17 protein-coding genes and 2 pseudogenes are annotated in these 13924 nt (G+C 44.2%); all 19 read left to right on the top strand.

All coding sequences use genetic code 11. The features are described from left to right. Positions 1 to 62: 62 nt before the first annotated feature. The 19 genes and pseudogenes from LU276_RS05240 to LU276_RS05150 all read left to right on the top strand — a co-directional run bounded on the left by LU276_RS05240 (position 63) and on the right by LU276_RS05150 (position 13922). Entirely contained in the window at positions 63 to 602 is a 540-nt protein-coding gene (locus tag LU276_RS05240; protein WP_284672833.1) for a terminase large subunit domain-containing protein, read from the top strand. After that, entirely contained in the window at positions 599 to 850 is a 252-nt protein-coding gene (locus LU276_RS05235; RefSeq protein WP_284672832.1) for a terminase large subunit domain-containing protein, read from the top strand. Before LU276_RS05240 ends, LU276_RS05235 begins: the two co-directional genes overlap by 4 nt. After that, a complete protein-coding gene (locus LU276_RS05230; RefSeq protein WP_284672831.1) occupies positions 805 to 1218 on the top strand; it encodes a terminase TerL endonuclease subunit in 414 nt (137 codons plus the stop codon). The genes LU276_RS05235 and LU276_RS05230 overlap by 46 nt, the downstream gene beginning before the upstream one ends. Then, positions 1136 to 1687, top strand: a complete 552-nt coding sequence (locus LU276_RS05225) for a terminase TerL endonuclease subunit (protein ID WP_284672830.1) — start codon at positions 1136 to 1138, stop codon at positions 1685 to 1687. The genes LU276_RS05230 and LU276_RS05225 overlap by 83 nt, the downstream gene beginning before the upstream one ends. A gap of 7 nt (positions 1688 to 1694) precedes the next feature. Further along, positions 1695 to 2921, top strand: a complete 1227-nt coding sequence (locus LU276_RS05220; RefSeq protein ID WP_284672829.1) for a phage portal protein — start codon at positions 1695 to 1697, stop codon at positions 2919 to 2921. Continuing rightward, positions 2884 to 3525 (top strand): annotated as a pseudogene (locus tag LU276_RS05215) (HK97 family phage prohead protease). Before LU276_RS05220 ends, LU276_RS05215 begins: the two are co-directional and overlap by 38 nt. Position 3526: 1 nt before the next feature. Further along, a pseudogene (locus tag LU276_RS05210) lies at positions 3527 to 4708 on the top strand (phage major capsid protein). An 81-nt stretch (positions 4709 to 4789) separates the two neighbouring features. Further along, complete coding sequence (locus LU276_RS05205) at positions 4790 to 5086, top strand: head-tail connector protein (RefSeq protein WP_284672828.1); 297 nt, start codon at positions 4790 to 4792, stop codon at positions 5084 to 5086. Further along, positions 5087 to 5515 carry a phage head closure protein gene (locus LU276_RS05200; RefSeq protein WP_284672827.1) on the top strand — a complete coding sequence of 143 codons (429 nt, stop codon included), beginning with the start codon at positions 5087 to 5089 and terminating at the stop codon, positions 5513 to 5515. It abuts the gene before it with no gap. A 77-nt stretch (positions 5516 to 5592) separates the two neighbouring features. Then, a complete protein-coding gene (locus tag LU276_RS05195; protein WP_284672826.1) occupies positions 5593 to 5754 on the top strand; it encodes a hypothetical protein in 162 nt (53 codons plus the stop codon). Beyond that, positions 5745 to 6128 carry a type II toxin-antitoxin system death-on-curing family toxin gene (locus LU276_RS05190; RefSeq protein ID WP_284674589.1) on the top strand — a complete coding sequence of 128 codons (384 nt, stop codon included), beginning with the start codon at positions 5745 to 5747 and terminating at the stop codon, positions 6126 to 6128. Before LU276_RS05195 ends, LU276_RS05190 begins: the two co-directional genes overlap by 10 nt. A 651-nt stretch (positions 6129 to 6779) precedes the next feature. Next, positions 6780 to 7202, top strand: coding sequence for a KilA-N domain-containing protein (locus LU276_RS05185; protein ID WP_284672825.1), 423 nt, complete (start codon positions 6780 to 6782; stop codon positions 7200 to 7202). Further along, a complete protein-coding gene (locus LU276_RS05180) occupies positions 7148 to 7501 on the top strand; it encodes a hypothetical protein (protein ID WP_284674641.1) in 354 nt (117 codons plus the stop codon). The genes LU276_RS05185 and LU276_RS05180 overlap by 55 nt, the downstream gene beginning before the upstream one ends. Positions 7502 to 7611: 110 nt before the next feature. Continuing rightward, positions 7612 to 7896 (top strand): hypothetical protein, encoded by a 285-nt coding sequence (locus tag LU276_RS05175; protein WP_284672824.1) that lies wholly within the window; start codon positions 7612 to 7614, stop codon positions 7894 to 7896. A 76-nt stretch (positions 7897 to 7972) separates the two neighbouring features. Continuing rightward, on the top strand, positions 7973 to 8374 hold the full coding sequence (locus tag LU276_RS05170) for a hypothetical protein (protein WP_284672823.1): 402 nt from the start codon (positions 7973 to 7975) through the stop codon (positions 8372 to 8374). Between the two features lie 30 nt (positions 8375 to 8404). Further along, on the top strand, positions 8405 to 8824 hold the full coding sequence (locus LU276_RS05165) for a hypothetical protein (RefSeq protein WP_284672822.1): 420 nt from the start codon (positions 8405 to 8407) through the stop codon (positions 8822 to 8824). A gap of 115 nt (positions 8825 to 8939) precedes the next feature. Next, positions 8940 to 9254 (top strand): hypothetical protein, encoded by a 315-nt coding sequence (locus LU276_RS05160; protein ID WP_284672821.1) that lies wholly within the window; start codon positions 8940 to 8942, stop codon positions 9252 to 9254. Between the two features lie 285 nt (positions 9255 to 9539). After that, positions 9540 to 9983 (top strand): hypothetical protein, encoded by a 444-nt coding sequence (locus tag LU276_RS05155; RefSeq protein ID WP_284672820.1) that lies wholly within the window; start codon positions 9540 to 9542, stop codon positions 9981 to 9983. Between the two features lie 57 nt (positions 9984 to 10040). Beyond that, positions 10041 to 13922: a tape measure protein gene (locus tag LU276_RS05150; protein ID WP_284672819.1), complete on the top strand. Its 3882-nt coding sequence runs from the start codon at positions 10041 to 10043 to the stop codon at positions 13920 to 13922. The last annotated feature ends 2 nt before the right edge of the window (positions 13923 to 13924 follow it).

The following is a 13924-nucleotide window of genomic DNA, read 5'->3' as shown; positions in this document are numbered from 1 at the left end:
TAAAATCTTAAATACCCTGCAAGCGTGCTTGTAGGGTATTTGGCGTATCAAAAATTTAACTCATGATCTATCACAATGTAAAAAAAGCCGAAAAGTACGCTCGTGATGTCATCAATGGGAAAATCATCACAAACAAATGGATAAAATTAGCGTGCCAAAGGCATTTTGGCGATAAAGAATTAAGTAAAAATAAGGATTATCCTTATCAATTTGACGCTGATAAAGCCGAAAAATTGGCGAAGTTCATTCAGTTGTTGCCACACACTAAAGGCAAATGGGCAGCTAAGGGCGAAAAAATCAAGCTAGAACCGTGGCAACTGTTCGCCTGTTGCTTGCCTTTTGGATGGGTAAAAAAATCAGATGGCTTAAGACGCTACCGTAAAATTTTGATTTTTGTGTGTCGCAAAAATGGCAAATCAGCGATTGCAGCTGGCTTGACAAATTATATGTTTTGTGCTGATGGGGAATTTGGTGCAGAAGTCTATAGCGGTGCAACAACAGAAAAGCAGGCGTGGGAAGTTTTAGACCGGCCAAAATTATGGTCGAACGCACCCCACAGCTCAAAGAATATTATGGCGTTGAAGTTAATGCGTCAAACATGAACCGTGTGATGGACGGTTCACGCTTTGAGCCAGTTATCGGTAAGCCTGGCGATGGTGCCAGCCCCAGCTGTGCCATCATCGATGAATACCACGAGCATAAAGATGATACGCTGTATGACACGATGGAGACAGGCATGGGGGCAAGGGAACAGCCTGTGATGCTTGTCATTACCACCGCCTTGATATTCCTGATTTGTGGGCGGTGCTATACGGCAAAGACAAAGACGATGAATGGACAGGCGACATAGCACTGATGAAAGCCAATCCAAACTACGATATCTCTGTGTCGGGTGAGTTTTTAAAGGCAAGGCAACGAGATGCCATCGCATCGTCAGCCAAGCAAACGATTTTTAGAACAAAGCATTTAAATGAATGGGTTGGTGCAAAAAACGCATGGATGAATATGGCAAAATGGCAAAACGCCCCTGTTCGCAAGTCTTTACACGAGCTGGAAAACCGCCCCTGTTACATTGGGCTTGATTTGGCGACAAAGATTGACTTAAACGCTCTAATATTGCTATTTCCGCCCACCAATGATGACCCTTATTATCACATTCACGGGGCGGTATTATCTGCCAGATGCTCGGGTGCTAGAAAGTATGGACGGCAATGCTGACCGCTACCGTGCGTGGGACACAATGGGGCTTTTGACACTCACAATGGGCGAAGTCGTGGATTTTGAAGTCATCAAAGACGATTTGCGTGAGTTTATGGGTCGCTTTGATGTTCGCCAAATCGCCTATGACCCTTGGCAGGCAACACAGCTTGCTCAAGAAATGGAAAAAGAGGGCATGACCATGGTTGAGCTTCGGCACACCGTTCAAAACATGAGTGAACCAATGAAGGAGCTTGAGGCTGTCGTATTACAAAAACGCTTAGCCCATGGTGACGACCCAGTAATGACTTGGATGATGAGTAATGTTGTTGCACAAGTTGACAAAAAAGATAACATTTATCCAAACAAAGAGCGAGCCGAGAATAAGATTGATGGCGTGGTTGCACTGATTATGGCGATGAGCCGAGCAATCACGCATCAAGATAAGGGTAATATCAATGACTTTTTAGACAATCCAATTATTTTTTGAGGAGACTATGACAACAAATGATAAAAACTGGTGGCAACGCTTTTATAGCAAGTGGCTTGGCGGTGGTAAACGACTGTCAAAAGGTAGTACCGCTCAGCCATTTGACAGTGTGTATATGCCATCAGGCACAGCGGTTACTGCTGATACCGCCTTAAAGTTGTCTGCAGTTTGGGCTTGTGTGAGGCTAAGGTCGCAAATCATATCAAGCCTACCTTTGCATTTGCGTAGCATTGATAACACATCAGCAAGTAAACATCCTTTGCATCGAATTTTACATGATGCACCCAATGCAGATATGACAGCATCAGAGTTTTGGGAGGCGAGGATTGTGTCGCTGGATTTGTGGGGCAATGCGTACACACTCATTAGCAGAAACAAACAGGGGCAAATCGTCAGTCTTGAAATATTAGACTCTTCTATCACAACGGTTAAGCGAGACGAAGCAGGCGAGATAAGTTACTTGGTTGGCAATGACACTCATCATGCTGATGAAGTGCTACATATCAAGGGCTTTACGCTTGATGGTTTGGTTGGTTTATCGCCCATACGCTATCAAGCAAGTGTGATGGGTAGCCAAATTGATGCAAACAACGCAGCTGGTCATACATTTAGTAATAACCTAAAAGCTGGTGGTTTTTTGCAGACAGGTCAAGAGGTGCTGACAACCGAGCAAAGAGACAAACTAAGACAAAATCTTGAATTTTTTGCTCAGCCAGAAAATGCAGGTAAGTACATGGTGCTAGAAGCTGGTATGACCGTATCAAACAACGCAGTTAAGATGAACCCTGCCGATGCTCAGTTGTTAGAAAGCCGATATTTTGGTATTGAGGAAATTTGCCGAGCTTTTGGTGTTCCGCCACAGTTGGTTTATCACACTGACAAGGCATCTAGCTGGGCATCTAGCTTGGAGGGCATGAATTTGGGCTTTTTGATGTACTCGTTGCGTCCAAATCTGGTGCGTATTGAGCAAGCCATCACCAAAAAGCTACTTACAGCATCCGAGCGTGAAAAGTACAAGCCAAAATTTAGCGTTGAAGGCTTGTTGCGTGCTGACAGCCAAGGTCGCTCACAGTTTTATATGTCAGCCCTACAAAATGGTTGGATGACAAGAAACGAAGTGCGTGTGTTAGAAGATTTGCCACCGATTGCTGGTGGTGATGGTCTGACTGTACAGTTGAACTTAACAACAATAGAAAATGTGGGTAAAGATGAAGACAAAATCAATAGAGTTTAAAGCCAAAGCCGTTCAAGATGACGGCTTTTTTAGCGGTTATGCTAGCGTGTTTGATGTAAAAGACAGTTATGGCGACATCGTGAAAAAAGGTGCTTTTTTAGAGTCAATCAATGAATTGTCCGTAAAGTCTAAGAAGTTGCCAATTTTGTAGCAACACAAGACGGATGAAGTCATCGGCGTATGGCATAAGCTGTATGAAGACGAAAATGGCTTGTATGGCGAAGGTCAGCTGTTTATTGATGACATCAGTAAAGCAAAAGAGACTTACGCACTGCTAAAAAACAACGCAATTGATGGGTTATCAATCGGCTATCAACTTAATCGTTGGCAATACAACGAAGAGCAAAAAGCACATGAGCTGATCGATATTGACCTAAAAGAAATATCGATCGTTACGATGCCAGCCAACCAAGAAAGCCGTATCAATTCAATCAAAAGTACGCTACATAAAGGAGCGTTGCTAAGCCTGCAAGACTTTAAAGCATTTTTGGTTGATGCAGGATTTAATCAAGAGCAGGCTGCCAAAATTGCCGATGGCGGACTAAAAAAAATGCTAAATGATGATGACATGGCATTAGAAATCTTAAAATCAATCAAGGTGTAATATGACACAATCAAGTAAAGAGCTTGCTTTAGAACTACAAAAAGCAACAGAAAAAGTCAAGGGCTTGGGCGAAGAGCTAAAAGGTCGCATGAGCTTGGGTGAACAAAAACTAGACAACATCAAAGGCGATGTTGATGCTGTACTGCAAAGTATCAACGAGGTAACCACACGCTTGGCTGATGTTGAACAAAAACAAGCTCGTCGTAGCAGTGCGTCTGTACCAGATCAACCGTTAGGACGAAAGCTGTTTGAATCTGAATCGTTCAAACAATTTGCCCAAAATCCAGTAAAAGGCAACCGTGCGTCTTTGTAGGTAAAAGCAACAATCACATCGGCGACAACAGACACAGATGGTGCAGCAGGTGCGTTGGTGCAAACGCAAAGACTACAAGGCATCATCGCACCACCAAATCAAAAGTTGCGTGTGCGTGATTTGTTGATGGCAGGCACGACTGATAGCAACGCTGTTGAGTATGTCAAAGAGACTGGTTTTACAAACTCGGCGGCAGCACAAGAAAACGAAGGCGATAAAAAAGCTCAGTCGCACATCAAATTTGGTACAGAGACTGTGTCAGTGCGTACGCTTGCTCACTTTGTCAAAGCAAGCCGACAAATTCTTGATGACGCATCAATGTTATCAAGCTATATCAACGGTCGCTTGATGTACGGTTTAAAACTGGTTGAAGATAGACAATTGCTCAATGGCGATGGCGAAAATGGCAATCTAAAAGGCATTATTCCACAAGCCACGGCTTTTTCTGACAAGGCATCGATGGCAAATTATAGCATCATTGATCAGATCCGCTTGGCAGTCTTGCAGGCTTATTTGGCGGAATATCCAGCATCTGGTTTGGTGCTAAATCCAATTGATTGAGCGAAGATTGAGCTAGAAAAAGACAAAGATGGCAGACACATTATCGGCTTGCCTCAAGGTTCAGCCAACCGCACTTTGTGGGGGTTGCCTGTCGTTGAGACGACCGCCATGGAGGCGGGTAAATTTTTAACTGGTGCGTTTAATTTGGGTGCACAAATCTTTGATAGACAACTGTCTTCTGTCGCTGTTGCAACGGAAAATGAAGATGATTTTGTTAAAAACTTAGTAACCGTGCTGTGTGAAGAGCGATTAGCTTTAGCAGTGTATAGACCAGAAGCATTTATTTACGGCACTTTGCAAGCAAAATAACATAAAAGCCCCAAGCAAGGCTTGGGGTGTATGGGGGAAAATAGCAGATATTGAGAAAAAAACAAAAGGTAAAGCAAAAGAATGATTACCCTTGAACAAGTCAAGCATCAGTGTCGCATTGAGCATGACGATGAAGATGAGCTGTTGCGTAGCTATATTAGTGCTGCTTATGACTATGTCAGCAATTTTACTAGCCGAGAGTTTGAAGATAATGGCGGTGATTTAGAGTACACGCCATCAATCAATCAAGCCTGCTTGATGCTTATTGCTCATTGGTATGAGAATCGAGAAGCAACAAAAACAAACATGGTAACAATCACTCAAGTGCCATTTGGCGTACAGTACCTGCTTACCCCTTATCATGTGATGGGGGTGTAAATGGCAATCCAAGCAGGTCAATTACGCCACCGCCTAAAACTCTACCGCCCTACCGCCAGCCGTTCATCTTTGACAGGGGCAGGAAGAGTCAGCCAATGGGAGCATAGTTTGACCTTATGGGGGCAATTTACCCCCTTATCGGTCAAAGACATCATCGCAGGGCAGGCACAGGACAGCCAAATCACAGCAAGAGCCAAAATCCGTTATCGCACGGATATTGATAACACAATGCGAGTAGAACACATAGGGCGAATGTATGAGATTGTGGGCGAACCACTGGCAGACAATGCAAGTGGGCGAGAGTATCTGACTTTAGTGTTAAAAAACATTGTGCCATTTTTGCGACCTGCTTTTGATCATAACAAAGACGAAGCGGTGCGGCGATTTAAAAAGAAATTGGGCGAGCGGATTGATAAATTGAAGGGTTAGATGGCGATGATTGCAAAACTATTGTTTTTTGGCTAAAATAGTTCAATTGATTCACAATAACTTAAAAGGAGTCGCCAATGCTTAAAAAATTGGCAACCGAACCCATCAAACGCCCAACCACACCGATTGTCCCAATGCAATTAAGCGACGACGAAGCAACTCGCCGACTGGTTGCTCATGCAACTCAGCGTGTGATCAAAGCCCATAAAGAAGAGCTGCAAAAACTGGCATATCGATGATTAGCACAGCTTTTGTCATCACGGTTCACGATGAAATCCTTGCCCAAACAGGCGTGGGGCGTGCAGGCGTTCATCTTGACAGACTTGAAAGTGTACTTGGTCGCATAGACCAACAAATGCACTACAATTGCATTGATGATGCTTTTGAGATTGCTGCTTGGTATGGCGTTGCTATTGCCAAAGGACACGCTTTTGTCGATGCCAATAAACGCACAGGCTTATCCGTGATGCTGGCATTCCTAGAAGTGCAAGGCATTTCCATTCCTGCCAATGTCGGCTTGGATGATTTGATGGTGGAGATTGTAGAAAATGACGAGCCACACGAGATGCTTGCTAGGACTGTCGCTGACTGTCTGTATCAACTGGCACAATGACAGTATTGCTGCTTATTTACCACCGCTCCATCGTGAGTGGTTTTTATTACCCAAAGGAAATCTATGAATGCTTCTGAACTGATTTTTAATGATTTGGATTGACAAAGGCTGTGGGTTGGGTATGATGTGCGTAAGGTGTCAGAACCTTAGTAACTAGCGGATAACCGCACCCGAAAGCCCAAGCGGTTTTTTATTGTCAAAAATTCCCTTTCATGACATACGCAAATTTGCGTATCGCTCAAAAAATAACCGTTGGCGGATTTCCGCCATCGCTAAAATTATGTTAGGGGGGCGATGAAATAAGGTAGCTTGCTACACGAATAAATCCAACCGTTCTTGTTTTCGGTTTCTGAACCCCCTAGCCCCCTTAATTGGGGAAATTTCAGAAAATTAAGTTTAAATGCTCAAATTTGAGCATTTAAAAATAATCAAAAAATATCTTGACAATAAATTTTGATTTTTATAGAATAACCACACAAAGCCTGAAAAACTTCTTTTGTACTCGCCAATCACAAGCGAAATCTGTGATTTTTTTGTGCCCACAAAAATTGCCAATCCTTACGATTACCTTTTTTATGGGTAGGAAGGTGTGGAAATACCCAATACCACACGCCGTTAGTACAGCGGTTTTTCAGCTTCCTATCCGCCCTTTTGGGCTTTCTACCAACTGAAAAAGGTAATGTACTATGTCATCTTATTGTTGCAAACACTTCAATTAGCCAACATAACGGCTTATTTTCCCTAAACGATCTGCATAAAGTTTCTGGCGGTGCAAGCAAACACCAACCATCAAACTTTATGCGTAATGCTGAAACACAAGAGCTTATCAAAGAAATTGAGCTTGAAAAATCAAACTCATCAAATTTGATGAGTATCGCATATACAACAACAGAAGGCAAAAAAGGTGGTACATTCGTTTGCCGTGAACTGGTAATCCGTTACGGTATGTGGATAAGTGCAAAATTCAGCCTAATGGTTATCCGAGCATTTGACAATCTAAACACAGGGCGATACTTTGCTTGCCCAAACTGTCATCAGACGATACGCTACCGCTCCGTAACGCTGTCAGTCTAGCCACTGGGGTGTTGAGATTGGACTATGCCACGATTTATAAAATGGTGCATCAAAGATTTGGTATTGATGAAATCAAAGAACTGTCAAAAGAACAAATCCTACAAGCGGTGGAATATGTGCATGAACTGATGGTAAAATCAAAAGGCGGTATGAATGAACGCTTATCCATCAGTGCCCAACACCTAGCGTGGCATACACAGTTTATTTATTCTTGGTATAAAGCCATCGAAGAGCCTTCCGTGCCTTGTCGCCACGCTTATCAGGACAAATCCATGACCATATCATTCATGCGGCAATAGAAGCCAACACCATCGGCAAACATTTGGGCTATGATGGCATGAACCCTGACATGATTACCAATAAACATTGGGATGTTGGTCGTTATTATTAATTAACTAAACTTTTCATTATGAAACCCTGCAAGCACGCTTGTGGGGCTTTCGTGCTGACCGCCTTTTGGCGGACGGTGGGCTTGATGGAGTATGACCGAGTTACCACAGAAATCAGGGAGCTACAAAGATGCCTTGATGTACTGAGTCAAAAATTCTTTAAGCTATCCAAAAGCACAGGGCTAATCTTTGATGCATTAAACGAACAGGCGACAGGTAGTCTCATGCCTTTTGCCGAAAGGCGTAAGCAAGCCCAAGATTTCCTTGATAAGCATCGTGCCAAAAAACAGCATTATTTGCATTAGGCATTTGCTTGCCATTGCTTGAATTTTAGGATAATTTGAGGTATGGTATGAAGTATCTTTATTTTAGGTGGTCGCCATGCGATTAGACTTTATTGCCTCTGATGATTTTGACAAAAAACAACCTTTATATTATATGCTGGGTGGTTTTTCCTTAAAGTGTATTCACACTGGCAAAAATATCGTACTGCGTCAAGAAAACCTTGCTCATGTCAATGAAATCATCACTCAAGATGGCGATTATCAACCATCAATGATAGATGGTGCGTTACTTGGTGGTGCACTGGCAATCGCTACCGAGAGTATGTTTGCTGGTATGGCAGGTGCTGTGGTTGGCTCATTATTGGGTGCGAAAAAAATGCACTTATTGCAGCTTATTTTTGATGATGGACGCAGTTTAATTGTTAAAGCCAGCAGTAAAGATACCCAAAAAATCAAGCATCACGCCAAAAGCACAGACTACCTAACTTTGGGTGGATAATGCCGACAAAATCAACGCAAAGCACTCGTAATGAGTGCTTTTTTATTGGAGAAATTCATGTCATTGGGTATTGAGATTCATGTGGCGGCAAACACCGCACAATTCACCAAAAACATCAGCAAAGTCGGCAAGCAATCAAAGCAAGTCGCCCAGCAGATGCAATCTTCCATCACTCATGCCACAAGCCAAGCGTCTAAAGGCATGAATAACTTAACACAGCACACCCAAAAAGCCACCTTGGGTCTTAACAAGCTATCTAAGATGGGTGGTATTATTGCCAAAGGAATTGCAGCTGCTACAGGTGTATTTGCTTCTGTCAGTAGCATGGTGTCTGTACGCCGTGAGTTTGATGTTTTAAATGCAAGCCTGATTACTGCCACAGGTTCGGCACAGGCAGCGTCCGAGCAAATGGACAAGCTAAAAAACTTCTTGCTTTTTTTATCAACCTAAGTTAGTCTGGTACAGACAACCTTTGCTGATGGGATTTGCTATTTTTGGTATTAAAATATTGCATTCTGATGATTTTGTGCTTTATGGTGGGGCTTCAACTGGTCGTTTCTTTGCCATGACTGATAAAGAAACAAACAAAAGCCAAGTATATAATTTATCCACCCAAGTACATAAATTTGAGCTGGTCGATACCGAAAAAGTAGAAACCTTGGCAAATTCAGTTCAAAATGGTGCATTAAGCATGACTGTGGGAGCAATGCTGTTTGGTGCAGGTGTCTTTCCTGCACTTGCGACATTGTGGTTTGGTAGTAAGTTGCCAAACCACACCAAAGATGTTTATGTTGCTTGTATTGAATTTACCGATGGAAAATCCGCTATTGTGCAGCTTGATAAGAAAAAATATGATCAGTTTTTAAAATATATTTCTTAAATCACAACATAATTTAAAAAACCCACCTTAGTCGGTGGGTTTTTTATTACTCAAAGGAAATATTATGGCATTGGCAATTAACATCGTTGAGCAGTATCAAGCAGAGCGACAAGCCCAAAAAGATGCTAAGGCACTGATGGCGATGTTTGCCAAATATCAAAAAAAGTAGTAGGGTGAAGCGTCCTACGGATTGCAGGATTACAGAATGGGAAAATTCTACCTTACTTAATTTAACTGCAGACTTGCAAGAAAATCAAAAGTGGGTATAATTAAGGTATCTGTTTTTTGAATTTTCTTACAATGAATTGCAAATTGTTTTACACCAAAGGCTTTCCAGAGCATGTCTTTGTCTCATTAACAGACACAGGCATCGCTTTGTTACCTAAATTTTGGGGTAAAACGATTAAAATACCAACGGATGACATTTTAGGCATGGCATTGCTACAAAGTGATTATGGAGATAATGACTTTGCACGCACCAAACGCAATCTTACCGCAATGGGTGCTGGTGCAATACTGATAGGCGTTAATCCGCTGCTTGGGATTGGTGCGACAATTGCGGTGGGCGGTACAGATGTCAAACAACAAATTTGGCACTATGTGGGTGTATTGCTAAAAGATGGGCGTTTTTTAACGCTCAAGGCAGATGACAAAGCATTAAAACGAATGCAAGACTGCTACCCCATCGCTTGTAGTACGCCGATTGATATAGATGTATTTTACAATTAATCACAACTTTTCTTAACCCTGCCTTGGCAGGGTTTTTTATTACTCAAAGGAAATATTATGGCATTGGCAATTAACATTGTACTTGGTGCAAATACGGTTAATTTTAGCCGTAATATCCAAAAAGCCACCAAGCAAGCCGAACAGCAACTAAAAGGCTTTGCAGGTTTTGCCCAAAAAGCCCTAGACAAAATCAACGCAGGTACGCTCATTGGGGCTGGCACATTAACCACCATCGCTGCCGCTGCCGACAAAATGCAATCTTTGGCAAGTAAAGTTAAGCTCGCTACCGATGGCAGTGAGCAGTTTAACGCTGTACAACGCCAGCTACGCAATATCGCCAATGAGCAGCGGTCTAGCTTTGAAGGTGTTGTGGATTTATATGCCAGTAGCCAGCGTGCCTTATCACAGCTGGGCAAATCACAGCAAAATGTGATTGATTTTACCCGAAATATGACCATGGCGATGAATCTTGGCGGTGGTTCGGCACAGGCTCAAGCTGCCGCCCTTACCCAGCTGGGTCAGGCGCTGGGTTCTGGGGCGTTGCGTGGTGATGAATTTAATTCGGTTGCCGAGCAAGCCCCCATCTTGATGGAGCTGATTGCCAAGCGAATGGGTGTGGCGACAGCTGCCCTAAGAGACCTTGCCAAAGAAGGTAAAATCACCGCCGATGTGGTCTATGAAGCTGTGTCAGGTTCGACGCAGGCTCTTGAAGAGATGGTGGGCAAAACCAACTTTACCATGTCGCAAGGCTGGCAAGTCATCAAAGACAACTTCGGCTATTTGGTGCATGACATCATCAATGAGACCACAGGCATCGCTGGGGCAATCTCTGATGTGCTTACCTTTGTGGGACAAAACCTAAAAACCATTGCAACAATCGCAGGGGCAGCAGCGACTGCGATTGGGGTCAAAATGGCTCATGCATGGGTATTGGCAAAATTAAATACCGAAAGTCTTGTTGTCTCAATTAAAAAATCAACTTTAACCACTTTGGATAATGCAAAATCTTGGATAACATCAGCTTATGGGGTACAAACCTATACCGAAAAAGTTGCCATCTTAACCCACTTTAAAAACACTGCCACCGCAACCACCGCCAGATTTGCCGAAACGATTGGCGCAGCGATGGTGGGCGGTGTGGCTCGTGCGACGATGGCGATTGATGGCTTTGGGGCAAGATTGGCAAGTGTGCAGGTTGCTTTGACGACTTACCTTCACACAAACCTTAGCCTTACTAACATCAAGAATGTGACTGCATCAGCCATCACTCGTGCCAGTGCTGCGATGACAGGATTTGCTCAGGCGACGATTGCCAATATTGGTTCAGCTGCCAGCTACACCAGAAGTCTTTTGACAATCAATGGAGCAAAGACCGCCTTTATTAACATCACACGCTCCACTGTCAGTGGCGTGGTGGGATTTGGTGCAGCGATTAAGGCAGGGACGATAGGCTTGGCTGGCTACACTCGTGCAATTGTTACCAGCACCGTCGCCAAACGAGCTTTTGTTGGGACAGCCACCCTTGCTGCTGGTGCGGTCAATCGTATTGGCACCGCCTTTACCGCTGTTGGTCGCATTATCCTAGCCCACCCGTTAATGGCAATCGGTGCTGTCATCGCTGCGATTGTCGTGCGCACGATGGGACTACAAAAGGCGATGGAGAGCCTGTCTGAGGCGACGGCGGTGCTAGGTGAGCTGCTAGGGCAGATGGTCGATGCTGGCATTAAAGGATTTAAATGGCTTGGCGATGTTACGCTGGATTTTTTTAGCCGTTTTAGATCAGATGGCAAACAGTCCACCAATCAGGTCTTGGGCTTTTTTGGTGGGCTGTTTAAAGGCACTCGTGGTGGCTTTGTGGGGGTATTACAAATCATCGCTCGGGTGTTTGATTTGGCAGCTGCGACCATCAAGACCTTTGTGCAGTACGCTTGGAAAAACATCAGCTCACTTGGCACGGCAATCGCTAATGTGTTCAAGGGCATTGGTAATTTTGCCATCTCTGTCTTTGAAGGCTTAGTCAACCACATCAGCAAAAATATCAATTTTCTCATCGATGGCATGAACGCCGTGTCCGATTTTTTTGGTGGTGGGCAAATCAAGCGATTAGATTCGGTGTCCTTTGGGCGATTGAGCTATGGCAGCATAGACTTTGGCGTGGCTGGATTTTTTGATGCAGTCAAATCAAACAATAACCAGTATCTTGAAGGCAAATTACTTGCCGCCCACGACAAAATAACAGATGCCGCCAACCAATCCAAAGACGCTCACGATGGTTTGGCTGGTTCACTGGATGCCACCAGCAAGGCGAGCGAAAACGCCACCAAGAACACCAAGAAAAACGAAAACACCCAAAAGTCTTTGACCGATGCCATCAAGGAACAGCGGTCAGAATGGGAAAAGCTACGCTATGAGATGGCACACCCCTTAAATCTTGAAATCGACAAGGTAAACTGGGAGATTGCCAACGGCAAGTTTAAGGGCATTGATAAGGCACTAAAAAAGCAGCTGCAAGACGCCGCGCGAGCGATGGACATTGACATCATTCATGATGAGCTGGACAAGCTGGTACAGCAGACCGCCATCGATAACATGAACCGTGGGCAGACAGGCAAATTGGCTGAGCTGTTAGGACATCTTGACAACTCACGCCATAAGTTCTCCTTACTCAAAGATGAAGTGATTGAGTTTAACGAACAAGGCAAACGGGTTATCAAGACCACAGGCAAGCTGGGCGTTGCTTTATCGCAGATGGCGTTGGCAGATTGGCACGAATACGCTCATGCGTCCAATCAGAGCATCGGTGAGCTTGACAAGCAAATCGAGCTGGTCAAGGCTAAGGGGGATTTTAGTAAAGAGCTGCTTGTGTTTGAGCATGAATACCAAGCCACCTTGGATAAATATGCCCACTTAGCAGAGCTTGATGATACCGAAGCATACACACTCATAAAAAATCAAGCCGAACAGCTCAAGCTACGCCAACAGATGCTTGCTACACAGACCGCTTATCAAGACATACTTGATGGCTTGCAAGATGAAGAGAGTAAAAAACTTGGCACATTGCAAAACCAGCTTGATGTCATCGCCAAGCAGCACAAGCTCATGCAGAGTATGCCGCAGATGAGTAGTGCCATCGATCCGCTCGATGCCAGCTTTGGCGTGCTCAAACAAGCCCTTGATTTGCCAAGCGTGCCGATGAATGCTATTGAGCAACTAGAATCAGAGCATCAAAGCAGACTTGATATGATTGAGGGTTTTTTGGAACGGCAACAAGAGCTGTACAAGGGCAACGAAGACGCTTTGACACGCATCACCAAGCAAGGCGAACAGGCACGAGCGACGGCAAAACAGCACTACGAGGAGACCAAAAACAAGCTCATACTGACAGAGTCTGAAAGTCTGTTTGGCTCACTTGCCAACATCGCCAGAGACGGACTTGGCAAGCAATCTAAGGTCTACCGTGCGATGTTTGCCATGCAGCAGGGTTTTGCGATTGCACAGGCAGGTCTTGCCATGCAACAAGCCGTTTCACAGGGTCTCGCCAAAGGCTTTCCGACAGGACTTGCTGATATGGCGTTGGCGGTGTCGCATGGGGCGAAAATCATCAGTGCTATCAAGTCGGTGGTCATGCCAGTCGGTCAAGCCCACGACGGCATCATGTCCGTCCCCAAGTCTGGCACTTGGAATCTTGAAAAAGGCGAACGAGTACTGCCTAAACACACCGCCCAAAACCTTGATAATACGCTCAATCGTTTGCAGGGTCGTGGTGAAGCCAAAGTGATTATCAATAACTATACAGGTGAAAAAACAGATGTGCAACAAATGCCAAATGGTGATATGATGGTAACTATTGGTAAGATGATTGATAACAAGGTGAATGCCATGGTCAATCAACGTTTTATGCAAGCACGCCGACAAGGCGGTGAGCTTTATGGGAGATGATT

Source organism: Moraxella haemolytica (genome assembly GCF_030177935.1).
In the GTDB taxonomy this organism is placed as follows: domain Bacteria; phylum Pseudomonadota; class Gammaproteobacteria; order Pseudomonadales; family Moraxellaceae; genus Moraxella; species Moraxella haemolytica.
This window is presented reverse-complemented; position numbering and strand designations above follow the sequence as displayed.

Coding starts and splice junctions, on each gene's coding strand:
- LU276_RS05150 (WP_284672819.1), top strand. CDS start 10,041: ATGGCATTGGCAATTAACATTGTACTTGGTGCAAATACGGTTAATTTT.
- LU276_RS05220 (WP_284672829.1), top strand. CDS start 1,695: ATGACAACAAATGATAAAAACTGGTGGCAACGCTTTTATAGCAAGTGG.
- LU276_RS05240 (WP_284672833.1), top strand. CDS start 63: ATGATCTATCACAATGTAAAAAAAGCCGAAAAGTACGCTCGTGATGTC.
- LU276_RS05175 (WP_284672824.1), top strand. CDS start 7,612: ATGAAACCCTGCAAGCACGCTTGTGGGGCTTTCGTGCTGACCGCCTTT.
- LU276_RS05200 (WP_284672827.1), top strand. CDS start 5,087: ATGGCAATCCAAGCAGGTCAATTACGCCACCGCCTAAAACTCTACCGC.
- LU276_RS05235 (WP_284672832.1), top strand. CDS start 599: ATGAACCGTGTGATGGACGGTTCACGCTTTGAGCCAGTTATCGGTAAG.
- LU276_RS05170 (WP_284672823.1), top strand. CDS start 7,973: ATGCGATTAGACTTTATTGCCTCTGATGATTTTGACAAAAAACAACCT.
- LU276_RS05195 (WP_284672826.1), top strand. CDS start 5,593: ATGCTTAAAAAATTGGCAACCGAACCCATCAAACGCCCAACCACACCG.
- LU276_RS05205 (WP_284672828.1), top strand. CDS start 4,790: ATGATTACCCTTGAACAAGTCAAGCATCAGTGTCGCATTGAGCATGAC.
- LU276_RS05225 (WP_284672830.1), top strand. CDS start 1,136: ATGATGACCCTTATTATCACATTCACGGGGCGGTATTATCTGCCAGAT.
- LU276_RS05165 (WP_284672822.1), top strand. CDS start 8,405: ATGAGTGCTTTTTTATTGGAGAAATTCATGTCATTGGGTATTGAGATT.
- LU276_RS05160 (WP_284672821.1), top strand. CDS start 8,940: ATGACTGATAAAGAAACAAACAAAAGCCAAGTATATAATTTATCCACC.